Genomic DNA, 22602 nt, shown 5'->3' on the forward strand with positions numbered 1-22602 from the left:
ATGAGCCGCGGGAACCTCGCGCTGGTGCTGGCCGGCGTGGGCGCCTTCCTGCTGACGCTCATCCCCCTGACCCGCTTGTACGTGGCCGCCCAGGTGCTCAAAGCGCCGCTGGAGCAGCAGAGCATGACCCGGTCGGTGGCGGAGTCGGCGACCTACCTCGACCCGGCCACGATGCGGCCGGTGGTGGGCGAGCTGGTACGGACCCGCTGGCTGATCGGCGACGTGCTGGCCGGAGACGAGGACCGCGCGGTGTGGGGCGAGTCGGTCTCCCTGGCCACGCGGGAGGAGGAGCGGCTGGACTACCACGAGCGGCGCCTGGCCTTCGACCGCCGCACGGGCGCGATCATCAACTGCTGCGGCGAGTACCTGGACGAGGACACCACGATCCGGCAGTCCGGCCAGGCGTTCCGCTGGCCCTTCAACGCGGAGCGCCGCGACTACACGCTGTTCGACCTGCGGCTGCGCGTGCCGGTCACGGCCGCCTTCGACGGGGTCGAGCAGATAGGCGGCGTCGAGACCTACCGCTACGTCCAGCGCACGCCGCGCCGGCCGGTGCCGGGGGAGACGGCACCGCTGCCGCGCCGCCTGGTGGGGTTGCCCGGCAAGGGCGACGTCGGGCTGGCCCGCTACGCCGAGATCCGGCGTACGTACTGGGTCGAGCCGGTCAGCGGGCAGCCGGTCAGGACGGTGGAAGAGGTGAAGGAGACGCTGGTAACGGCCGACGAGCGGGGCCGGCTGACCGCGCTGGACGCGACGTTCCGCACCAGCGAGGCCGACGTCGTGGCGGCGCTGGACACGGCGGCGGCCTATCGCCGCTGGATCCTGCTGCTCGGCACGGTCGCGCCGGTGGGCGGCGGTGTGGCGGGCGCGGGCTGCGTCGTGGCCGCGCTCCTGCTCATGCGGCGACGCTCACCTGCGGCGCAGGACGAGGAGCAGGTTCCAGGTGACCAGCTCGCGGACGCCAGGTAGGTGGACGACATGCCGGGCCCAGCGGGGATGGTAGCGGGGGACCGCGTCCAGCAACTCGGCGTCGGGGCAGCGCCTGGCCCAGGCCAGCGGGCGGGCCACCCCGACGGCGAACATGCTCTCGCCGTAGACGTTCTTCGGCCGCCTGCCGTGCCTGCGCGTGTACCGCCGGGCGGCGTAGTGGCCGCCCAGGTAGTGCCAGGGGGAGGTCTCGTGGCCGCCCCACAACGAGAGCCACACCGTGTACGACAGGTAGACGATCCCGCCGGGCCGGGTGACCCGGACCATCTCGGTGGCCATCCTGAGCGGGTCGGGGACGTGCTCCAGCACGTTGGACGAGAAGCACACGTCCACCGAGCCCGTGGCGAGCGGCAGGTCGAGCGCGCTGCCCAGAACGGCGTCGCGTGGCGGCCGGCCGTCGCGCAGGCGCATCTCGCCCGCGTCGCAGTCGACGCACACCGGGCGCGCCCCGGCCGCGCGCAGCGCGTCGGCGAAGTAGCCGGGACCGCCCCCGACGTCGGCCACCGTGGCGCCCGCCAGCCCCGTGTACGCGCCGAGCTGGGCGACCGTGTCCATGGCCAGGGTGCCGTAGAAGAAGTCCGGATCGCTCTGCTCCAGGCGGAAGGCACGCAGCAGCCGGACGGACCTGCCGAGATCGGCTCGGAACGGTACGGGGGTGTCCACGGCGCGGAGCCTACCAACAAGAAACCCGCCTACTGGCCTGCCGCGGACGTGCCCGGCCGGGCCATCACGGCAGTCCACTCGGGGAATCCCTGACGCAGCGGAAGGAAACGACGAAGGTGGAAGGCGCCAAGAGCTCCGAACCCGTGCGGATCACGCTGCCCTCGATCCGCACCGGGCCGATCATGGGCATCGGCCTGCTGCTCATCCTGGTCTCGTTGATCTTCAGGGCCCACGTCCTCAGCAAGGCGTACTTCGTCGAGGACGACTTCCTGTTCGTGGCCGGGGCCGGAGACAGCGGGCTCACCTGGGACTACCTGACCCGCGTGCACAAGGGGCATCTCATGCCCGGCTCGCTGGCACTGGTGTGGCTGCTCACGTGGGTGGCGCCGTACAGCTGGGCGCTGGTGTCGTTCGTGACCCTCGCCCTCCAGGCGGCCGCCTCGATCGTGTTCCTGGTGCTGCTGCGGCGGCTCTTCGGCGACCGCGCCGTGGTGCTGGCCGCCCTGGCCGTCTACGCGTTCGCGCCGCTCACCGTGCCCGCGATGAGCTGGTGGTCGGCCGCGCTCAACGCGGTGCCGCTGCAGCTCGCGCTGGTCGCCGCGCTCGCGGCGCACGTCAGGTACGTACGCGAGGGCAAGGGCCGGTGGCACGCCCTGATCTGGGCCGCCGCCGGGATGGCCTGTTCCACGAAAGGGGTGTTCATTCCCTTCGTGGTGCTGGGGGTCACCAGCGCCTACCTCGGAAGGGGCCTGTGGCTGCGGGCGCTGGCGGCCGAGCTGCGCAGGCCGGTCTGGTGGGCGCACGGAGCGCTGCTGGCCGGGTACGCCGTGCTCTACCTGCTGCGCCGCGACACCGCCGGCTCGGACGCGCTGACCGGGCCGAAGGCCGAGGTGGTGCCGGGGCTGCTGCGCAGGCTGCTGGGGGAGACCTTTCCCACGGGCGCCGTAGGCGGCCCGCTGCGCTGGGGCGGGCTCACCTCCACCGGCGGGCTGGCCGACCCCGCCCAGGCCACCGTGATCGCGGCATGGGCGCTGCTCGCGCTGCTGGTCGTGATCACGTGCGTGTACCGCAGGCGGGCGTGGCGGGCGTGGGCGATCCTGGCCGCGTACGTCGTCGTGGCCGACGCGATCCCCACCACGATCGCGCGGGCGACCGCGTGGGACCTCGTGGGCGCGGAGACCCGGTACGTCGCCGACGCCGCGGTGGTGTTCGCCCTCTGCCTCGCGCTGGCCTGGCACCCGGTCGAGGGCGAGCCGGACGCCCGCCGCCGGCCGGTGGGCGGCGGCCTGTCCATGGCCGCGAGCGCGCTGACCTTGGCCGTGCTCGTCGCTTCGCTGATGTCGATCAACGCCTACGGCGACACCCTCAGCGGCGACAAGGTCAGGAAATATCTGGACAACGCGCGGGCCTCGCTGGCCACCGCCGCGCCGGGGACCGACATCTACTCGCGTCCCGTGCCGCCGGAGGTCGTCCTGCCGTGGAACGGCCCCCGCAGGCTGACGTCGTACGTGCTCGCGCCGCTGGCCGACCCCGGGACCCGGCGGCGCATGCGCGACCCGCGGCCCTCGGCGAAGCCGTACGTCTTCGACTCCGCGGGCAAGCTCGTCCTGGTGGGCCGGGTGACGCCGTTCTTCGACGCGGTGAAGGGCAAGAAGTGTTACGCGAAGAACGAGGTCTTCCCCGTCGAGTCCCTCGGCGGCCCCGGCATGGTGGTGGCCCTGGCCTACACCAGTCCCCAGCAGGTGCACGTGGTGGTGGAGCTCGGCGGCACCGAGCGGGCGGTCACGTTACCGGCGACCGGCGAGACGGGCGCGCTCTACTACGTGCCGCACGACGGGGCGGGCAAGGGCCTGCGGATCAGCGCGGCGGGCGGCCAGGGTCAGGCGTTCTGCCTGAGGGCCGCGGCCTTCGGGGAGCCGGGGCCCGCCCCTCCCGCCGCGTGAGGGACGAACCGGATCAGCCGCCGGGCGGGCTCCTCCACGTAGCGGTGCGTGAGCCCGGCGAGGGCGACGGTCAGGGCGCTGATCGCGACGAGGTTGGGAATCAGGTTGCCGGTCCACGGTTGTTGCCCCGTGAAGTCGTACCAGAGGTAGATGACCACGAACTGCCAGAGGAAGACCCCGTAGGAGATCCGGCCGAGATAGCTCATGAACCGGCCGCCGAGCAGCCGGCCCAGGCGGGTGGACCGGTCGGGCTCCAGGGCCGCGGGCGCCACGAGGCAGAACGCGACGAGCGTGTAGAGGGCCTGCTCGGAGAATGCCGTCCAGATGCCGCCCAGGCCGACGAAGCGCGGCCCGGTCACCGGGGTGGCGGCGATCAGGTAGGCGAGCCCGGCGATCAGCCACAGCGTGCCCCACGAGCCGGCCAGGGCCGCGCACAGCCGGCGTACCCGTCCGTCCTCCGCCCTGGCCCAGACGGTCAGGACCGCCAGCGCCATGCCGGGCACGAAGAACGTCCACGAGCGCGGCAGCCACACGTTCATCCACGGGCGGTACTCGGGGAAGTACTCGAAGATCGTGTACACGTACGACAGGGCGCCGAAGGCGGCCAGCCCGATCAGCAGGCGCCTGGCCCTGGCCCGCAGGTCGGATCCCGCGCGCAGCGCGAACCAGCGCAGCGCCGCCGCCATCAGCGGGAGCGTGAGGTAGAAGGTCAGCTCGACCGCCAGGCTCCACATCTGGCCGAGCCCCTTGGGCCCGAGGCCGAACCACCACGGGGTCAGGTCGTAGGTGTGCACGAGGAACGCCAGCTGCGCCCACGTCCACGGGTCGGACCGGTGGGCCTCGCCCCACAGCAGCAGGGCCACGGCCACCACCAGCCAGTAGGCGGGGATGATGCGGAAGAAGCGCCGCCACAGGTAGCGGCGCGTGTCCGGGGCCCGCTCGCCGGTCAGCACCTCCGCCGCCCACGGGCGGTACAACAGCAGGCCGGAGAGCGTGAAGAAGATCGGCACCCCGATCTCACCCCTCGACAGAACACCGCCGAGGAACCCGGGCTCCAGCGCCGTTCCCGCCTCCATCGCGGCGTGGAAGAGCAGCACGGCGAAGGCGGCCACGGCGCGGATGCCGTCGAGCGCCGCCTGGCGGCCGGAGATCGCCGGCAGCCGCGCCGATGTAGAACCTGTTTCGGTCACGTTTCCGCATCCCTGGTGACGGTGGTCACTCCCCGCAATAACATACCGGCGAGTAGAAACTTGGTTTCAGTACTTAACCACCCAGACAGGCGTCCGTGCACCTGGCACATGGAGGGTCGATGAACCGGGTCGTCGTTGGCAGCGTCCTCATCGCCGTCGGGGCATTCCTCGTTGTTCTGGCTCCCCTGGTGCGCTTCCAGGTGGCGCCCGCGCTCATGAGCGCCAAAGGCGACCAGTACGGGATCAGCAAGCTCAGGGCGACCGGCGCACAATACTTCAGCGTCGCCGACGGCAAGGTGCTGACCGCCGACCTCGACATCATCGTCACCACGCGCGGAGACGTGAAGGAGGCGTCCGGCGACCGGGTCGTGTGGGACGAGTTCACCGCCGTGAACGACGTCACCAACGGCAAACCTGGCATCGACTTCACCGAGCGGCGCAGCGCCTTCGACAAGCGCTCAGGCGTCGGGCTCAACTGCTGCGGCGTCAGCATCGACAAGGAGCCGGTGGAGCTGCAGGGGCAGATCTACAAGTTCCCGTTCGACGTGGAGAAGAAGAGCTACATGGTCTTCAACTCCACGGCGGGCAAGGCGTTCGAGGCCAGATTCGCCGGGGAGGAGCAGGTCGGCGGGCTGAACACGTACAAGTTCGAGCAGGTCGTCCCCGAGACCAGGACACAGACGCTCACCGCGCCCGCCGACTGGTTCGGCATGGGCGAGTCGGGCGACGTGCAACTCGACCGCGTCTACTCCGGCACCAACACCTTCTGGATCGAGCCCACCACCGGCGCCCCCGTCCGCCAGGAGCAGCAGCGTGACGAGGTGCTCAAGAGCGACGACGGCGTCGAGCGCTCCAAGGCGTTCGTGGCCACGGCCAAGATGACCGACGACACCGTCGACGGGCTCGTGAAGAGCGCGAGAGAGGGCAAGAGCCAGATCGACCTGATCCGGGTCACCCTGCCCGCCGTGCTGGGCGTGGTGGGCGTCGTGCTGTTCGTGGCGGGCCTCCTGCTGACCCTGCGCGGCCGCAGGACCACATGAGCCAGGGCGTGGTGGCGCGCCCCCGGGCGGCCACGCCGGCGCTGGCGCTGGTCAGGGCCGCCAGGCCCCGCCAATGGTTGAAGAACGTTCTGGTCCTCGCCGCGCCGATGGCCGCCGGCGTGCTGGGCGAGCCGCGCGACCTGCTCGCCGCGCTGCTGGTGCTCGCCGCGTTCTGCCTGGCCGCGAGCGGCTCGTACCTGATCAACGATGCCTCCGACGTGCGGGCCGACCGGCTGCATCCGCGCAAGCGGCAGCGGGCCGTCGCGGCCGGGGCGGTGTCGGTGCGGGCCGCCCGGGTGACCGGCGTCGTGCTGCTGCTCCTGGCGCCCGCCGTCGCCGCGCTCACCGGGAGCTGGAAGCCGCCCGCCGTGGTCGCCGGCTACCTCGTCCTGACGCTGTCGTACACGCTGTGGCTCAAGCACCAGGAGGTCGTGGACCTGATCGCGGTCGCCGGGTGCCACGTGATCAGGGCGTACGCCGGAGCCGTGGCGGTCGACGTGCCGGTGACCGGGTGGTTCCTGGTGGTCGTCTCGCTGGCCGCGCTGCAACTGGTGGCGGGCAAGCGCGAGGCGGAGCTGCGGCTCGTAAAGGCGACGGGGACACGCGCGACGCTGGCCGCCTACTCGCCCGCCTACCTCGCCCAGGTGCGGACCATGTGCTCGGGCGCCATGATCGTGACGTACTGCCTGTGGGCGCTCAACGCGCACGACGACCTGTTCTACGGGCTCAGCATCGTCCCCTTCGTGCTGCTCGTGCTCCGGCACAACCTGCTGGTGGAGCGCGGGGGAGGCGAGGAGCCGGAGGAGCTCGCCCTGCGCGACCGGCCGACCCTGCTCTTCGCCGCCGTGCTCGTCGTCCTCGTCGGCCTGGGGATCTACGCGTGAGCACGTTCCTGACTGGCTGGGGGTGTACGGCGCCCACGCCCGCCCGGCTCGCCCGGCCCCGCTCCGTCGGGCACCTGCGCGAGCTGGTCGCCTCCGCGCCGCGCCGGGGCGTGGTGGCGCGGGGCCTCGGCCGCTCGTACGGCGACGCCGCGCAGAACGCCGGCGGGCTCGTCGTCGACTGCACCGGCCTGGACGCGTGGACCTTCGACGAGGGCGGCGGCCTGGTGACCGCCTCCGGCGGGGTGAGCCTGCACACGCTGATGACGGCGCTCATCCCCAGGGGCTGGTTCGTCCCCGTCAGCCCCGGCACGCGGCACGTCACCGTCGGCGGAGCCGTCGCGGCCGACGTCCACGGCAAGAACCACCACCGCGACTCCTCGTTCGGCGCGCACGTCCGCTCGCTGACCCTGGTGACCGCGGGAGGCGAGGTCCTGACCCTGCGCCCCGGCCACCCGCTCTTCTCGGCCACGGTCGGCGGCATGGGGCTGACCGGGGTGATCGCCGAGGCCACGTTCGGCTGCGTGCCGATCGAGACGTCCATGATGCGGGTGGACGTCCGGCGCACGGCGGACCTGGACGAGACGATGGCGGCCATGGCGGACACCGACGGTCGACACCGCTACACGGTGGCCTGGATCGACCTGATGGCCCGGGGCCGCCGGATGGGGCGCGGCGTGCTCACCAGGGGCGATCACGCGGCGCCTGCCGAGGTGAAGGAGGCGTCGCCGTTCGCGCCGGGCGTGCCGGCGCGGGCCCCCGCGTGGGTGCCCGGCGGGCTGCTCAACGGGCTGAGCCTGCGCGCGTTCAACGAGGTCTGGTACCGCAAGGCGCCGCGGCGCCGGACCCTCACGCAGGGCATCGCGCCGTTCTTCCATCCGCTCGACGGCGTCGAGGGCTGGAACCGCATGTACGGCCCGCGTGGCTTCGTCCAGTACCAGTTCGTGGTGCCCTTCGGCGCGGAGGAGACGTTGCGCGGCATCGTCGCGACCCTGTCGGAGCACGGCAGCCCGTCGTTCCTGACCGTGCTCAAGAGGTTCGGGCCCGGCTCGGGTGGCCTGTTGTCGTTCCCCATGCCGGGTTGGACCCTGGCCCTGGACCTCCCCGCCGGCGGGCGCGGGCTGAGCGGCCTGCTGCGCGGCTTCGACCGGCGGGTGGCCGGCGCGGGCGGGCGCGTCTATCTCGCCAAGGACGCGCGGCTGGGCGCTGCCATGATGGCGGAGATGTATCCCGAGCTGGAGCGGTGGCGGCGGATCAGGGACGAGGCCGACCCCGCCGGGCTGTTCCGCTCCGACCTGGCCAGGAGGTTGCGGTTGTGAAGAACGCTCTCGGCGGGGTCGACAGCGTGCTGCTGCTCGGCGGGCGCAGCGAGATCGGCCTGGAGATCGTCAGGCTGCTGGTGGGGCTGGGCGCCGGCCGGGTGGTGCTGGCCGTCCGGGGCGGGGCCGACCCGCCCGACCTCGGCGCGGAGGTCCACGTCGTGCCGTTCGACGCGCTGGACGTCCATGGGCACGGTGCCGTCTTCGCCAAGGCGACGGAGCTGGTGGGCGACCTCGACGTGGTGATCTCCGCGTTCGGCGTGCTGGGGACCCAGGAACGCTATGACGCCGATCCCGCGGCCGCCGCCGAGGCCGTGGCGGTCAACTACGGCGCGCACGTGTCGGTGGGGCTGCACGCGGCCAGGGTGCTGCGCGAGCAGGGCCACGGCACGCTCGTGGTGCTGTCGTCGGTGGCGGGCGCGCGCGTGCGCAAGGCCAACTTCGTGTACGGCTCGGCCAAGGCCGGGCTCGACGGGTTCGCCCAGGGGCTGGGCGACGCCCTGCACGGGTCGGGCGCGAGGGTGCTGGTCGTGCGGCCGGGCTTCGTGATCGGACGGATGACGAAGGGGCTGGCGCCCGCGCCGATGTCCTCGACGCCGCGGCAGGTGGCGCTGGCCACGGTGGCCGCGCTGCGGGCCGGCGCGTCCTCAGTCTGGGTGCCGCGGGCGCTCGGGCCCGCCTTCCGCGTGTTGCGGCTGCTGCCTCGCCCTCTCTGGCGCAGGCTGCCTCGCTAGAACGCATTCCATCAGGCTGACCGAGCGAACGTTCTAGAGTAGAACGCGTTGCAGTACAACTGTTCCGGACTTATCGTCAGTCCATGCGGACACGGGTCACGGACATGTTCGGAATCGAGCTCCCGATCTTCGCCTTCAGCCACTGCAGGGACGTGGTCGCCGCCGTCAGCCGGGCGGGCGGCATGGGGGTGCTGGGGGCTCTCTACTTCACACCGGAAGAGCTCGAGATGGAGCTCAAGTGGATCGACGACCACGTGGACGGCAGGCCGTACGGTGTGGACGTCGTCATGCCGGCCTCGTACGAGGGCGCGGACTTCGCCCCTGAGGAGCTGGTCGGCCGCCTCCAGTCGATGATCCCCGAGGGGCACCGCGCGTTCGTGGAGAACCTGCTGTCCAGGCACGGAGTGCCGCCGCTGTCCTCGGACGCCGACCCCGGGCGGGTGTTGCTCGGCTGGACGGACGCCACGGCCCGGCCGCAGGTCGACGTGGCCCTGCGGCACCCGATCGCGCTGCTGGCCAACGCGCTCGGCCCGCCGCCCGCCGACGTGGTGGACCTCGCCCATGCCCAGGGGGTCAAGGTCGCCGCGCTCGCCTCGACGCCCCGCCACGCGCTCAAGCAGGTGGAGGTGGGCGTGGACGTCGTCGTCGCCCAGGGCACGGAGGCCGGCGGGCACACCGGCGAGATCTCCACGATGGTGCTGATCCCGCAGGTCGTGGACGCCGTCGACGTGCCCGTGCTGGCGGCGGGCGGCATCGGCAACGGCCGTCAGATGGCGGCGGGGATGGCGCTGGGGGCGGAGGGTGTGTGGACCGGATCCCTGTGGCTCACCGTCGAGGAGGCGGACACGCCGGAGATGGCCAAGCGGCGCATCCTGGCGGCCACGTCCCGGGACACGGTGCGCTCGCGCAGCTGGACCGGCAAGCCGGCGCGGCTGCTCAGGAACGAGTGGACCGAGGCGTGGGAGTCGGAGGAGTCGCCGGGCACGCTGCCGATGCCGCTGCAGTTCATGCTGGTGTCGGACGCGCTGCGCCGCATCGGCCGCTCGGACGTGTCGGAGCTGGCCACGTTCCCCGCCGGTCAGATCATCGGCGTCACCAACCAGGTCAGGTCGACCAAGGACGTGGTGTTCGGGCTGCTGGAGGAGTACGCCGAGGCGCTGGAACGCCTCGGCCGCATCACCGGCGACCAGCAGCCCTGAAGGGCCCTAGAGGGCGCGGTAGGCAGGGGGCCGTTTCTCACGGAAGGCGCGGGTGCCCTCCTTGGCGTCCTCCGAGCCGATCACCGGCCAGCCGAGCTCGTCCGAGACCTTCAGCGCCTCGGGCTCCGCCAGGCCGAGCGTGTCGCGGTAGGTGCGCAGGATGGCCTGGACCGCCAGCGGGCCCGAGGCGGCGACGTCCTCGGCCAGCTCGCGGGCGGCCGCGAGCGCCTGCCCGTCGGGGACGACCCGGTTGACCAGGCCCATGGACAGGGCTTCCGCCGCCGTGATCGGGCGGCCCGTGAGCAGCAGGTCCATGGCGTGGCAGTACGGGATCTGCCGGGGCAGGCGTACGGCGCTGCCGCCCATGGGGAACAGGGCGCGCTTGGCCTCGAACAGGCCCAGCGTGGCCGACTCCGCCACCACCCGCAGGTCGGTGCCCACCAGCAACTCCGTGCCGCCCGCGACCGCGTAGCCCTCGACCGCGCTGATGACCGGCTTGGTGGGCGGGTCCGCGCGCAGCAGCCCTTTCCAGTGGAAGTCAGGGATCTGCGCGGCCCTGGCCTGGACCTCGGGGTCGGTGGACGGCCGGCCCATGGCTTTGAGGTCGGCCCCGGAGCAGAACGTGCCCTCGGCGCCTGTGAGGATCGCGACCCGGATCTCCGGCTCCGCCGACGCGTACGCCCATGCCGAGGCCAGGCCGACCAGCATGTCCGAGGAGAGCGCGTTGCGGGCCTCCGGCCGGTTCATGGTGACGGTCAGGACGTGGCCGTCGCGTTCGACCCGGCAGTGGGGGGTGCTGATCGGCAGGAGTTCCACGGGTGCCTCCGATTTGCTGAATCAAGCGCTTGCTACGCAGTTTTGCCCCAGGATACGCTCCCCCCATCAAACGAGAACAGGTTCCTGTTTGCCTCCGTGATGTGAGGGAGCGCCGTCGCCTGGAGGAGCGGCGGGAGCGTAGCGACCAGAGCGGGGGAAGGTGGCGGCATCAAGGGCGACCGAACCCGCCTCCACGGAGTGGAGGCCATGAACAGGGAGGGTAGATGGGGACGCTCGGTTTCTGGAGGCTCGCGCAGGCCGACCCCGAGTGGATCGCGGCCGTGGACCCCGACGGTACGGAGCACCGCGCCGGCGACCTGCTGGCTCGCTCGAACCGGCTCGTGCACGGCCTGCGCGGTCTCGGGCTGGAACCCGGCGACGGCATCTGCGGCCTGGCCCCGAACGGCGCCGACGGTCTCGTCCTCTACCTGGCCGCGCTGCAGGCCGGGTGGTACTACACCCCGGTCAACTGGCATCTGACCGGCCCCGAGATCGCGTACATCGTGTCCGACAGCGAGGCGAAGGCGTTCTTCGTGCACCCGCGCTTCCTCCAGGAGGGCGCGAGAGGCGCCGAGGCTGTCGAGCCGGGGCGCCGGTTCGTGCTCGGCGAGCAGGCCGGCGGGTTCCGCCCGGTGGACGAGCTCACCGCCGGGCAGTCGGACACCGCGCCAGAGAACCGCACCGCCGGCGCCACCATGCACTACACCTCCGGCACCACCGGCAAGCCCAAGGGCGTCAGACGCCGCCTGAGCGGGATCGATCCCGACGACTCGGCCGAGTTGATGACCTTCCTGCTCGGGTTGTTCGGCATCACGCCGGGCCGCCCCAACGCCCACCTGGTGACCTCGCCGAGCTACCACACGGCGGTGACCCAGTTCGGCGGGACCGCCCTGCACATGGGCCACACGCTCGTCTACATGGACCGGTGGGACGCAGAGGAGATGTTGCGGTTGTGCGAGCGGCACCGCGTCACCAGCTCCCACATGGTCCCGACCCACTTCAAGCGGCTCCTCGCGCTGCCCGAGGAGACCAGGCGCGCGTACGACCTGTCCTCGCTCAGATGGATGATCCACGCCGCCGCTCCTTGCCCGGTCCCGGTGAAGTGGGCGATGTTCGAGTGGTGGGGCGACTGCCTCTACGAGTACTACGCGGCCACCGAGGGCGGCGGCACCCTGGCCACGCCCGAGGGCTGGAAGGCGCACCCGGGCACGGTGGGCTCGGCCTGGCCGATCAGCGAGCTGCTCGTCGTGGACGACCAGGGCGAGCCGGTGCCGGTCGGCACCCCCGGGACGATCTACATGAAGATGATGGGCGTCCCGTTCGAGTACAAGGGCGATCCCGCCAAGACCGCCGCCAACCGGCTCAAGGACTACTTCACCGTCGGAGACATCGGATACCTGGACGAGGAGGGCTTCCTCTACCTCTGCGACCGCAAGGCCGACATGATCATTTCGGGCGGCGCCAACATCTACCCGGCCGAGATCGAGAACGAGCTCATGGTCCACCCGAAGGTGGCGGACGTGGCCGTGTTCGGCATCCCGGACGAGGAGTGGGGCGAGCAGATCAAGGCCGTGGTCGAGCCCGCGCCCGGCATCGAGCCGGGGCCGGAGCTGGCAGCCGAGCTGCTCGCGTCGCTGGAGGGCCGCCTGGCCAGGATGAAGTGGCCCAAGAGCATCGACTTCATCGCGGAGATGCCCCGCGAGCCCAACGGCAAGCTGCTCAAACGCAAGCTCCGCGCCCCGTACTGGGAGGGACACGACCGTGCCATCTGATCCGCTGGTAGCCCAGCACGTTCTGGAGTTCCCGGGCGGTTACACGCGCACCACGGGCCCGGTGATCGGCCGGTTCCTCAGCGAATTACGCGGCCGCCGCATCGTCGGGGTGCGCACGAAAGAGGGCAAGGTCCTCGTGCCGCCCCTCGAGTACGACCCCGCGACCGGCGAGCCGGTCACCGGCGAGTTCGTGGAGGTCGGCCCGGCGGGAACGGTGACGACGTGGGCGTTCGTGCCCGAGCCTGGGGCGGGTCACCCGCTCGACCGCCCCTTCGCCTGGGCGCTGATCAAGCTCGACGGCGCGGACACCGCACTCGTGCACGCCGTGGACGCGGGTGATCCCCAGAGGTTGCGGGCAGGCATGCGGGTCTGGCCGGTCTGGAGCGACCACCCTGCCGGCCAGATCACCGACATTTCGTGTTTCGTCCCTGAAGTCACCGACATCGTGGTCAACGTACGCACCGAATACCGCCTCCAGGCGGGCGGCGCACTCCGCGTCTTCCTGGAGGGCATCGAACGCGGCGTCTTCCTCGGCGGCCGCTGCGACACCTGCGCCAAGGTGTACGTGCCGTACCGGCTGACCTGCCCCGAATGCGGAAACGCCATCCCGGAGACGCTCGAACTGCCCGACACCGGGACGATCACCACGTTCGCCATCAACAACCTGCCCGACCCGCGGGCCCCCGAGGTGCCGTTCGTGTCGGCGTACATCCTGCTTGACGGCAGCGACATCCCCATGATCGCCCTGATCGGGGACGTACCCGCACACGAGGTACGCCAGGGCATGCGCGTCAAGGCCGTCTGGGTCCCCGAGCTCGAACGAACGGCGTCCATGGCGAACATCCGCTGGTTCGCCCCCACCGGCGAGCACGACGTGGAGCGGCCATGAGAGACGTAGCGATCGTCGCGTTCGCCCAGACACGGCACACGGGCCACGACACCGGCCTGACCGAGCCTGAGCTCATCGGCCCCGTGATCGGCGAGGTCAAGGAGCGCACCGGGCTCAAGCGGTTCGGCTTCACCTGCTCGGGCAGCTGCGACTACCTGGCGGGCGCCCCGTTCTCGTTCGTGTCGGCTCTCGACGCGCTCGCCGCCTGGCCGCCCATCTCCGAGAGCCACGTGGAGATGGACGGCGCCTGGGCCCTGTACGAAGCATGGGTGCGCCTCCAGCACGGCGACATCGACTCGGCCCTGGTCTACGGCTTCGGCAAGTCGTCGCTGGGCGACCTGCGCACGATCATGACCCTCCAGCTCGACCCGTACTACCTGGCGCCGCTCGGGCTCGACCAGCTCTCCTACGCCGCGCTCCAGGCGAACGCGGCCGGCGCCGACCGGGCCGAGCTGGACGAGATCGTCAGGCGCAGCCGGGCGGACGGGCGGCGCAACCCGTACGCGCTCGACCTGGCGGACCCGGAGGGTGAGGACGTCGCGGTGCGGCCGCTGAAAGCGACGGACGTGCCGCCCATCACGGACGGCGCCGCCGCGATCGTGCTCGCGGCGGGTGACCTGGCGAGCCGGCTGTGCCCCCGGCCCGCCTACATCCGGGGCATCGCCCACCGTACAGAGCCCCACTACCTGGGCATGCGCGACCTGGCCCGGTCGGCCTCCGCCGCCGACGCCGCACGCGCCGCGGGGGTCGGCAAGGGCCCCGTCGAGGTGGCGGAGCTGCACGCCCAGTTCCCGCACGAGAAGATCATCCTGCGGGAGGCGCTCGGCCTGCGCGACGACACGGAGATCAACCCGTCCGGCGGCCCGCTGGCCGCCAACCCGGTCATGGCCACGGGCCTCATCCGCATCGGCGAGGCCGCGCGGCGCGTCCACGACGGCGCCGCCCGCCGCACCGTCGGGCACGCCACGAGCGGCCCCTGCCTGCAGCAGAACCTCGTCACCGTGTTGGAGGCGTGACCCATGAACAGGTGTGCTGTCATCGGCATCGGGCAGACGCGCTACCGCAGCAGGCGCACGGACGTGTCGATCGCCGGGCTGGTGCGCGAGGCGGCGCTGCGGGCGCTGGAGGACGCCGGGCTGACGTTCAAGGACATCGACGCCGTCGTCATCGGCAAGGCGCCCGACCTGTTCGAGGGCGTGATGATGCCCGAGTCGTACCTGGCGGACGCGCTCGGCGCGGCGGGCAAGCCGATGATGCGGGTGCACACCGCGGGCAGCGTCGGCGGCTCGACGGCGCTCGTCGGCGCCTCGCTGATCCAGGGCGGGGTGCACGAGCGGGTGCTCGTCGTGGCGTTCGAGAAACAGTCGGAGTCCAACGCCACCTGGGCGCTCTCCACGCACCTGCCGTTCAGCGCGTCGCTGGTCGTGGGCGCGGGCGGCTACTTCGCGCCGCACATCCGCGAATATATGCGCACGTCGGGCGCCCCCGACCACATCGGCACGCTCGTCGCGGTCAAGGACCGGCTGAACGCGCTGAAGAACCCGTACGCCCACCTGAGGATCCCCGGCATCGACCGGGCCATGGTCGAGTCCACGCCCATGCTCTGGGAGCCCATCCGCTACCTGGAGACCTGCCCGTCCAGCGACGGCGCCTGCGCCATGGTGTTGTCGTCGGAGTCGGCGGTCACCGGCACCCCCGCCTGGGTGCACGGCACAGCCATGCGCTCGGAGCCGATCTTCCGCGCCGGACGTGACACGGTCAGCCCGCAGGCGGGCAAGGACTGCGCGGCCGACGTCTACCGCCAGGCCGGCATCTCCGACCCGCGCCGCGACATCGACGTGGCCGAAGTGTACGTGCCGTTCTCCTGGTACGAGCCGATGTGGCTGGAGAACCTGGGGTTCGCGGCGGAAGGGGAGGGATGGAAGCTCACCGAGTCGGGCGCCACGGCACTCGACGGTGACATCCCGTGGAACGCCTCGGGCGGCGTGTTGTCCAGCAACCCGATCGGGGCGTCCGGGCTGATCAGGTTCGCCGAGGCCGCGCTGCAGGTGCGCGGGACGGCGGGCGAGCATCAGGTGGACGGCGCCCGCACGGCGCTCGGCCACGCCTACGGCGGAGGATCCCAGTTCTTCGCGATGTGGATCGTCGGACGCGACAAACCCTGACCTGCGGGGGCACCCCGCATACCCCGACCAGGGGAAAGGGCTTTACCTGCGGGGGGACCCCGCATACCCCGGATAACGGAAGGGTCGCCATGGAGTTCAACCACGCTGACCTGTTCGAAGGGCTCGCGGACACGATCGGGGACAGAACGGCCGTCGTCTGCGGCCAGGACCGGCGCACCTACGCCGAACTGGACGCCGAGGCCAACCGGCTCGCCCACTACCTGACGGACCTGGGCGTCCAGCCGGGCCAGCACGTCGGGATCCAGCTCTACAACGGCATTCCGTACGTCGCGGGCATGCTGGCCACGCTGAAGATCAGGGCCGTGCCGATCAACGTCAACTACCGCTACGTCGAGGCCGAGCTGCTCTACCTGTACCGCGACTCCGACATCAGGGCGCTGATCTACGACGTGGAGTTCGACCCGAGGGTGACCGCGGTGGCCGGTGAGGCGCCGCTGCTCGAGCACCTGATCGCGGTCGGCGGGCCGTCGTCGATCGGCTCCGCGGTGCCGTACGCGACGGCTCTCGAACGCGGCAAGCCGGAACGGGGCTTCCCGCCGCGCTCCGGCCAGGACGTCTACATCATCTACACCGGCGGCACCACCGGACTGCCCAAGGGCGCGATGTGGCACGTCGAGGACCTGTTCATGGGCTTCGGCGGCGGCAACCCGTACGGCGAGCCGCGCGCCACCCCGCAGGAGGTCGTCGACGAGGCGGTCAAGGCCGCCCCGATGGTGATGATGGCCGCGCCCCCGCTCATGCACGGTGCCGCGCAGATGGCCACGTTCATCGCCTGGTGGATGGGCTCGGCCATGGTGTACGTGCGCAAGTTCGACGCCTTCGAAGTGTGGCGGACGGTCGAGCGGGAACGCGTGTTCACCCTGAACATCACCGGCGACGCCATGGCCAGGCCGCTGGCGGACGCGCTGGAGGGCGGCGGCTACGACGTCTCCTCGCTCGTCGTGGTCGGCTCGACCGGGGCCATCCTGTCCGGCGCCGTACGCGACCGGTTGCAGGAACTGCTCCCGAACATCATGATCCTCGACAACTTCGGCTCCACCGAGTCCGGCTACACGGCGTCGGGCGTGGCCGGCTCCTCGCCGGAGAAGGGCCTGCGCTACCAGCCCAACTCCGTGGTCAGGCTGGCCGTTCTCGACGAACGGCTCAGACCCGTCGAGCCCGGCTCCGGGCAGATGGGGACGGTGGCCAGGTCGGGCCGGGTGGCGTTCGGCTACTACAACGACCCCGCCAAGACGGTCCGCACGTTCGTCACCGACGAGGAGGGCACCCGCTGGCTGCTCACCGGCGACCTCGCGACCGTCGAGACCGACGGCACGGTGAACGTGTTCGGCCGGGGCTCGCAGTGCATCAACACCGGCGGGGAGAAGGTGTTCCCCGAAGAGGTCGAGGCGGTGCTCAAGGGGCATCCGGCGGTGTTCGACGCGGTGGTGACCGGGGCGCCGGACGAACGCTGGGGAAGCAGGGTGGCGGCCGTGGTCGAGCCGCGGGAGGGTGTCGAGGTCACGGAGGAGGAGCTCGACGCGCACTGCAGGAAGCTGCTGTCGGGGTACAAGGTGCCCCGTTCGTACGCATTCGTAGCGGAGATGGTGCGCTCACCGGCAGGCAAGGCCGACTACCGCTGGGCACGAGAGACGGTGGAGGGCAGCGGCGCGTGATGCCGCGGAGGGGACCCGCTGGGACGGCGGCGGCGCGCGAAGCGGGTCTCTCCGGCGGCTCTCCCGGGTCTACGGGCGGATGAGGCGGCGCAGCTCGTCCTGGATGGCCTCCGCCTCGTCGTTCCTGCCGCCCCGCTCCATGAGCCGCAGCCGGCCGTGCAGCACGTCGCGGAGGAGCCCGGCCGGCCCCTCGCCGCGTTCGCTGATCAGCAGGTCGCGGAGCAGCTCCGCGGAGACCCGCAGCGCGGCGTCGGCTGCGTCGTCCCTGGCCAGCTCCTCCTGGCAGAGGCCCAGCTTGGCGTGCGCCACGGCTCTGGACAGCGTGTCCCGTGTCACCTGCGTGGCCCGGTGGAAGACGAGCCCGGCCTCCAGCGCCCGGCCCGCCTCCATGAGGGCGTCGCCCAGCATGAGCATCGCCCTGGACAGCAGACCGAGCAGCATGGGATGGCCGTGGCCGTGGCGTTCGAGCGCCGCGACCGCCTCCCGCAGCGGCTGGATCGCGTCGGCGGCCATGCCCCGCATGCTGAGCGCGGAGGCCAGCGCCAGGCAGGCGCCCGCACGGCCCGTGTGCACAGCCTGCGCGTCCATGCCCGCGGTCAGCAGGTCGTCGTAGACCGCGATCGCCTCCCGCGCTCTCGCCTCCGCCTCCGTCCCGCCGTCCAGCCGCAGCAGCGGCAGCAGCTCCGAGCTCTGCGCCAGCGAGTCGGCGAGGATCGCCCGGTACGTGAGGTCGTCCGGCGACCGCCTCCCCATCGGGATCAGCTGTTCCACGAGCGCGTTGGCCTCGGTGAGCTCGCCGAGCACCAGGTGACACCTGGCCAGCCGCTGGGTGGCCAGCGCGTGCTTGACGGTGCCGGGAGCGTACCCGGACGCGGCCGTCCTGGCGTACTCGGCGGCCTCCTCGGCCCGCCCCGACGTCAGCAGGTCGTCGGCGATCGTCGCGGCGGTCTCGGCGGTGGCCGTCGCGTCGGACAGCCGGGTGAACAGTCCCAGCGCCTCCACCAGATGCGCCAGAGCCTCCTGCCCTCTCCCGAACGCCCGCAACACCTGCCCGCGCACCCGGACGGCCTGGGCCCGCACGTGCGGCAGCTCCTGACCCGCCGCCGCGGCCCGGTCCAGCTCCGCCAGCGACCAGGTGATCGCCTCCAGCGCGGCCTGCGGACGGTCGAGCACGGCCAGTCCGGTGCCGAGCCTGGCATAGATGACGGCGGCGAGGGCCGGGTCATCCAGCTCGTCACAGAGATCGGCGGCGCGCTCGCAGTGGGCCAGGGCCTCGACGGCCCGGCCCTCTTCGAGCAGCCGGACGGCATAACGGTCGAGCAGGTCGACCAGCACGCCACCGGGCTCGCGGAGCGCGCCGGGCGATGCGCTGCCCGGCCGTTCGCCGGGCCGTTCGCCCGGCTGGTGGAGTGTGTCGGCGGGCCGTTCGTCGGGTTGGTGGAGTGCGTCGTCGGGTCGTTCGGGGAGGAGGTCGATGGCCTGCTCCATGACGGCGAGGTCGGCGTGGCCGAGCCTGGCCAGGGCGGCCAGCGCGAGGCCGAGCCCTGTACGGTGCGCACCTGACGTCGCGGCGAGGTTCCGGTGGACACGGACAGCCAGTCCGGCGGCCCGTTCGGGGGCGAGTCCGGAGGCCACGCGTGCGGTCCCGTCGTCGTCCGCCCGCGCTGCCGTGTCACTGAACCCCGAGAGGCACCGCCCGTACTTCGCGTGCAGCTCGGCGCCGGTGCCGCTCAGCGGCACCTCCCGCTCCAGAGCGTCGGTGAACGCCGCCAGCGCGGGCCCCAAGCCCGATATGTCGCCCGCGAAACCGGTCAGGGCTTCGACCAGGGCCTCCAGTACGTCCACCCCCGGCAACGGCCGCATGCCGAGAATCCGCGACCACAGAGCCACCCCGGCGGCGGGTCCCTCCTCCGCCACGCGCAGCCCGGCCAGCGTGATCAAAGCCCGCACGTGCACATCGACGAGATCCGGCGGGACACGACCGTGCTCCGCCATCAACGCCGCTCCCTCCATCAGCTTCGCCTTGGCCGCGTCACTCTGGCCGAGCTCGGCCAGGCACAGCCCGCCCAGCTCCAGGCAGGTGGCGACCAGCAGCCCGCCGCTGGACGCCGTGCCCGTGATGTCGAGTGCCCGGGTGACCGACTGGAGCGCGCCCTCGGCGTTTCTCCGGGCGAAGCGGATGCCGCCCTGGAGCCGCAGCGCCCCGGCGAGCGCCAGAGGAGCATGGAGCCCGTCCGCTACGAGCCCCTCGTACCGCCCGACCAGCCGGTCGGCGGCGGCCTCCGCGTCCGACGGGCAACCGGCACGGGACAGCGCGACGGTCTCCAGGATGAGAAGCTCCGCCAGCTCCGTCCGGAACGCGGCGCTCGTACCGGTCTGCGGTTCGTAGGACTCGATCGCGGTGAGCAGGTGCGGAAGGGCCTCCTCGTGGCGGCCGAGCCCGGCGAGCGAACGCCCGAGCGCCGCCTCGACCATGCCCACGACGATCGCGTGCGGCCGATCCGGTACGGGATACCGCTGCAGCAACTCGGCCGCCTGCATCGCGAGCGCGAAGCCGTCACCGGCCCGCCCCGCGTCCGCCCAGGCGCGAGCGAGCGTCGCCTGGGCGGCCAGGTAGGCGTGGATGTCCTCCAGCCCCGGTACGCCCGCCCTCTCGAAGGACTGCCTGCACTCCGCCAGGCGCCGTTCCGCGCCGGCCACGGCGTGCTCGGGATCGCGGGCGACCATCGCCAGCAACCAGGGCCGCTCTCCGTCGCGCACGTCCGGCGCCGTACGCATCCGCTCCAGCCTGGCCCGTATCCCGGCCGCGTGCCCCATGCGCCCCGCGTGCTGCCCCGCCTGCCCCGGCTCCGGTTGCTCCGCCTGCTCTGCCTGCTCCGCTTGCCCCGCTTGCTCCGCCTGTCCCGCTTGCTCCGGTTGGTCCAATTGCTCCGCCAGCTCCGCCTGCCCGACCTGCGTCGCAGGCTCCGCAAGCCCCACCTGCCCCGCGTGGCCGCTGGCCACGTCGTACAGCTCGGCGGCGATCTCCAGTTGCGCCATGCCGTCGGCGGTCCTTCCGAGCTCGTCCAGGCACAGGCCGAGCAGCCGCCGGGCGTTCGCCCGCGTCGCGGTGTGCCGCTCCGCCGCCACGCACATGACCTCCTGCAACGGGCCAAGCGCCGCCTCGGGCCGGTCGTCCGCCAGCAGCAACTCGCCCAGCACCAGCAACTGCCCGGCCAGGCGGGCGCGATGCGCGCCAGGGTCGAGCGTGACCAGGGCCCGCAGGTTCCGTACGGCCTCCGCAGCGGAACGTGCGGCGGCGTCCAGGTCCTCCAGCCGCGCATGGAGCCTGGCCAGCATGCTCGCGGTCTCCGCCAGCATGGACCGCAGCCCGGGTTCCTCGTCGGCCAGGCCGCGCAGCCGTACGACGGCCTCCCCCGCGGGGACCAGGGCGTCGGCCGGCTTGTTCCGCGCTTCGAGCCAGGCGGCGAGAAGGTGGAGGCGGTGGGCCACGTCCCTGCTGGTCGGGGCCACGTGCTCGACGGCGGCGGTGACGGCCCTGGCCAGGCACGCGGCCAGCTCGGGCACCGCTGCGGGATCCGGCCCGTCGAACCGCATCAGCGGTGCGGGCGCCGCGACGGCGTCCGTCGACGGGAAACCCATGTCCCCGATCGGGACGCCGAGCGGCCGCACACCGCCCTTCGCCGCCAGCCCCGGCACCGACGACACCACCCCACCGGCCCAGACAACCCCCGTCCCAGGCCCGGCCCCGACGACATCCCCCGCTTCCACGCCTCCCGCCTGGGATCGGCTGGTCGCGGTGTCGCTTGTCCCGGTTTCCCCTGTTCCTGTCTCGCCAAGGAGGGAACCGGCCGCCCCATGGCGCGGCGGCGAATCGGTGACGCTCGGCGCCGGTGGCGGATCAGTGGTGTGCGGCGCTGATGGCGGGTCGGTGGTGTGCGGCGCTGGTAGCGGGTCGGTGGTGTGCGGCGCCGGTGGCAGTGGAGTTGTGGTGTGTGGTGTGCGTGGCGGTGGTGTCGCTGTGGTGTGCGGTGTACGTGGGGGTGCGATGCGTGGTGCCGGGGGTTGTGAGGTCGTGTCGGGGTGGCGCGCGGCAGGCACGGACAGGAGGGCGGCCAGGTGCGCCGCGAACTCGCCGTCCCCGCCCGCCGCCTCCAACGCCCGGACCGCCTCGCCCAGCCGCCCGGTCTCCAGCAGCGCGCACGCCAGGTTGTGGTGTGCCCGCGCGGCCTCATCCGAATACCGGGGCTCGTCCTCGGCCAGGACCCGGAACCTCGCCGCCGCCTCCCGCGCGGGCTTGAGCGCGCCACCGGCCTCGCCCGCCAGCAGCAGGCAGGCCCCCAGGTCGAACAGCGCTTCCGCCCGTACGGCCGCCTCCTCGTACGGGGGAGCGGCCGCGTGGATCTCCACGGCCTCGGCCGCCGCGGCGACCGCCTCACCCACTCGCCCCGCGGCCGCCAGCCGGCCCGACAACATGGACAGCGCCTCCGCCAGGGAGGTCCGCTCGCCTCGTGCGCGGTGACGGTGCACGGCCAGTTCGCTGAGCGTCACGTCGAGGGCCCGCAGGCCGAGCCGGGCCCGCCCAGCCCGTACCGGTAATGCGGCCATGACCTCCGGTTCGGCGGGAATCAGCCCGAGTACGGCGTTGACCAGGTCGCCGAGTCGCGTGCCTGGATGGGTCACGGCCTCCTCGACCAGGCTGCCGGCCCTGGCCGTGACGAGCGTCCGCAGCGCCGACCTGACCCGCTCCCCACCCGCGGACACCCGCAGGACGTCCAACATCCGTACGAGGTGCCGGACCGTGCGGCCGTCGAGGTCGTGCACGGCGAGCACGAGCGATTCCAGGCCCTCCGTGCCGGACAGGAGCTGTTCGGCCACGAGGTCGGGGCCCGGCGGGACGAGCCGCTCGCCGCCGGGGAGGATCCGGCGGAGCCAGGCCGCCATGTCCTGGACGCGGCCGTCCAGCCCGGGCCCGCTGGACGCGACGTCGCGCAGTCCCGGTACGGCCGGGAGCAGGCCGGGCAGTTCGGCGGGCGTGGGCGCGGTGAGCGTGACCACCACCAGGGCCTGGCGCGCGGTCGCCGGGTCCACCGCCGTGTCCTGGTGTGCGGTTGCCGGGTCCAGCACTGCGGCCTGGCGCGCGGTCGCGTCGTCCACCCGCTGGGGACCGGCGGGCCAGGCCAGTGCCCACTCGTCCAGTTCCCGCGCGACGAACCGCTCCAGGAGCCCGCCACGCGCGTGCTCGCCCTCGTCGCGCAGGCGCATCAGGGCGGCCAGGTGGACGTGGAGCGGCAGGCCGTACTCGGGGTCGTCGAGATGGGGCGGGGC

General features: G+C 72.4%; 15 protein-coding genes and 1 pseudogene. 12 read left to right on the forward strand and 4 right to left on the reverse strand.

Annotated features, from left to right (window positions below; genetic code table 11):
• Nucleotides 1–969: a cell envelope lipid trafficking protein PgfA gene (gene pgfA, locus E1294_RS28080; RefSeq protein ID WP_165977508.1), complete on the forward strand. Its 969-nt coding sequence runs from the start codon at nucleotides 1–3 to the stop codon at nucleotides 967–969.
• Here pgfA (E1294_RS28080) and E1294_RS28085 read toward each other — a convergent pair.
• Complete coding sequence (locus tag E1294_RS28085) at nucleotides 910–1650, reverse strand: class I SAM-dependent methyltransferase (RefSeq protein ID WP_132513228.1); 741 nt, start codon at nucleotides 1648–1650, stop codon at nucleotides 910–912. The two genes, pgfA (E1294_RS28080) and E1294_RS28085, sit on opposite strands and share 60 nt — an antisense overlap.
• A gap of 116 nt (nucleotides 1651–1766) precedes the next feature.
• Here E1294_RS28085 and E1294_RS28090 point away from each other — a divergent pair, with 116 nt between their 5' ends.
• Complete coding sequence (locus E1294_RS28090) at nucleotides 1767–3593, forward strand: hypothetical protein (RefSeq protein WP_132513230.1); 1827 nt, start codon at nucleotides 1767–1769, stop codon at nucleotides 3591–3593.
• Here E1294_RS28090 and E1294_RS28095 read toward each other — a convergent pair.
• Nucleotides 3530–4783: an acyltransferase family protein gene (locus E1294_RS28095; RefSeq protein ID WP_132513232.1), complete on the reverse strand. Its 1254-nt coding sequence runs from the start codon at nucleotides 4781–4783 to the stop codon at nucleotides 3530–3532. The genes E1294_RS28090 and E1294_RS28095 overlap by 64 nt on opposite strands.
• 119 nt (nucleotides 4784–4902) lie before the next feature.
• On the opposite strand from E1294_RS28095, the gene pgfA (E1294_RS28100) reads away from it, so the two are divergent.
• From pgfA (E1294_RS28100) to E1294_RS28120, 5 genes are all read left to right on the forward strand, one after another.
• Nucleotides 4903–5823 (forward strand): cell envelope lipid trafficking protein PgfA, encoded by a 921-nt coding sequence (gene pgfA, locus E1294_RS28100; RefSeq protein WP_132513234.1) that lies wholly within the window; start codon nucleotides 4903–4905, stop codon nucleotides 5821–5823.
• Nucleotides 5820–6707, forward strand: coding sequence for a decaprenyl-phosphate phosphoribosyltransferase (locus E1294_RS28105; protein ID WP_132513236.1), 888 nt, complete (start codon nucleotides 5820–5822; stop codon nucleotides 6705–6707). Before pgfA (E1294_RS28100) ends, E1294_RS28105 begins: the two co-directional genes overlap by 4 nt.
• Nucleotides 6704–8023, forward strand: a complete 1320-nt coding sequence (dprE1, locus tag E1294_RS28110) for an FAD-binding oxidoreductase (RefSeq protein WP_132513238.1) — start codon at nucleotides 6704–6706, stop codon at nucleotides 8021–8023. The genes E1294_RS28105 and dprE1 overlap by 4 nt, the downstream gene beginning before the upstream one ends.
• The gene (dprE2, locus tag E1294_RS28115) at nucleotides 8020–8757 is read left to right on the forward strand and encodes a decaprenylphospho-beta-D-erythro-pentofuranosid-2-ulose 2-reductase (RefSeq protein ID WP_132513240.1); all 738 of its coding nucleotides are present in this window, start codon (nucleotides 8020–8022) and stop codon (nucleotides 8755–8757) included. The genes dprE1 and dprE2 overlap by 4 nt, the downstream gene beginning before the upstream one ends.
• A gap of 83 nt (nucleotides 8758–8840) precedes the next feature.
• Nucleotides 8841–9956, forward strand: coding sequence for an NAD(P)H-dependent flavin oxidoreductase (locus E1294_RS28120; RefSeq protein WP_132513242.1), 1116 nt, complete (start codon nucleotides 8841–8843; stop codon nucleotides 9954–9956).
• 6 nt (nucleotides 9957–9962) lie between these two features.
• On the opposite strand, the gene E1294_RS28125 is transcribed toward E1294_RS28120, so the two are convergent.
• Nucleotides 9963–10772: a crotonase/enoyl-CoA hydratase family protein gene (locus tag E1294_RS28125; protein WP_132513244.1), complete on the reverse strand. Its 810-nt coding sequence runs from the start codon at nucleotides 10770–10772 to the stop codon at nucleotides 9963–9965.
• Nucleotides 10773–10996: 224 nt separating this feature from the next.
• On the opposite strand from E1294_RS28125, the gene E1294_RS28130 reads away from it, so the two are divergent.
• The 5 genes from E1294_RS28130 to E1294_RS28150 all read left to right on the forward strand — a co-directional run bounded on the left by E1294_RS28130 (nucleotide 10997) and on the right by E1294_RS28150 (nucleotide 17274).
• Nucleotides 10997–12544, forward strand: a complete 1548-nt coding sequence (locus tag E1294_RS28130) for an acyl-CoA synthetase (RefSeq protein WP_132513245.1) — start codon at nucleotides 10997–10999, stop codon at nucleotides 12542–12544.
• Complete coding sequence (locus tag E1294_RS28135; protein ID WP_246083332.1) at nucleotides 12534–13433, forward strand: Zn-ribbon domain-containing OB-fold protein; 900 nt, start codon at nucleotides 12534–12536, stop codon at nucleotides 13431–13433. Before E1294_RS28130 ends, E1294_RS28135 begins: the two co-directional genes overlap by 11 nt.
• On the forward strand, nucleotides 13430–14449 hold the full coding sequence (locus E1294_RS28140; protein WP_132513247.1) for a thiolase domain-containing protein: 1020 nt from the start codon (nucleotides 13430–13432) through the stop codon (nucleotides 14447–14449). The genes E1294_RS28135 and E1294_RS28140 overlap by 4 nt, the downstream gene beginning before the upstream one ends.
• 3 nt (nucleotides 14450–14452) lie before the next feature.
• Nucleotides 14453–15598, forward strand: coding sequence for a thiolase domain-containing protein (locus E1294_RS28145; RefSeq protein ID WP_132513249.1), 1146 nt, complete (start codon nucleotides 14453–14455; stop codon nucleotides 15596–15598).
• Nucleotides 15599–15687: 89 nt separating this feature from the next.
• The gene (locus E1294_RS28150; protein ID WP_132513251.1) at nucleotides 15688–17274 is read left to right on the forward strand and encodes an acyl-CoA synthetase; all 1587 of its coding nucleotides are present in this window, start codon (nucleotides 15688–15690) and stop codon (nucleotides 17272–17274) included.
• A gap of 69 nt (nucleotides 17275–17343) precedes the next feature.
• Here E1294_RS28150 and E1294_RS52995 read toward each other — a convergent pair.
• Nucleotides 17344–22602: pseudogene (locus tag E1294_RS52995) on the reverse strand (hypothetical protein); the annotation flags it as partial.

The organism is Nonomuraea diastatica, assembly GCF_004349015.1.
Classification (GTDB): domain Bacteria; phylum Actinomycetota; class Actinomycetes; order Streptosporangiales; family Streptosporangiaceae; genus Nonomuraea; species Nonomuraea diastatica.

What these genes read in the sequence shown, in the direction of transcription:
- E1294_RS28150 (WP_132513251.1), top strand. Translation starts at nt 15,688, where the DNA reads ATGGAGTTCAACCACGCTGACCTGTTCGAAGGGCTCGCGGACACGATC.
- E1294_RS28140 (WP_132513247.1), top strand. Translation starts at nt 13,430, where the DNA reads ATGAGAGACGTAGCGATCGTCGCGTTCGCCCAGACACGGCACACGGGC.
- pgfA (WP_132513234.1), top strand. Translation starts at nt 4,903, where the DNA reads ATGAACCGGGTCGTCGTTGGCAGCGTCCTCATCGCCGTCGGGGCATTC.
- E1294_RS28145 (WP_132513249.1), top strand. Translation starts at nt 14,453, where the DNA reads ATGAACAGGTGTGCTGTCATCGGCATCGGGCAGACGCGCTACCGCAGC.
- E1294_RS28105 (WP_132513236.1), top strand. Translation starts at nt 5,820, where the DNA reads ATGAGCCAGGGCGTGGTGGCGCGCCCCCGGGCGGCCACGCCGGCGCTG.
- E1294_RS28130 (WP_132513245.1), top strand. Translation starts at nt 10,997, where the DNA reads ATGGGGACGCTCGGTTTCTGGAGGCTCGCGCAGGCCGACCCCGAGTGG.
- pgfA (WP_165977508.1), top strand. Translation starts at nt 1, where the DNA reads ATGAGCCGCGGGAACCTCGCGCTGGTGCTGGCCGGCGTGGGCGCCTTC.
- E1294_RS28120 (WP_132513242.1), top strand. Translation starts at nt 8,841, where the DNA reads ATGCGGACACGGGTCACGGACATGTTCGGAATCGAGCTCCCGATCTTC.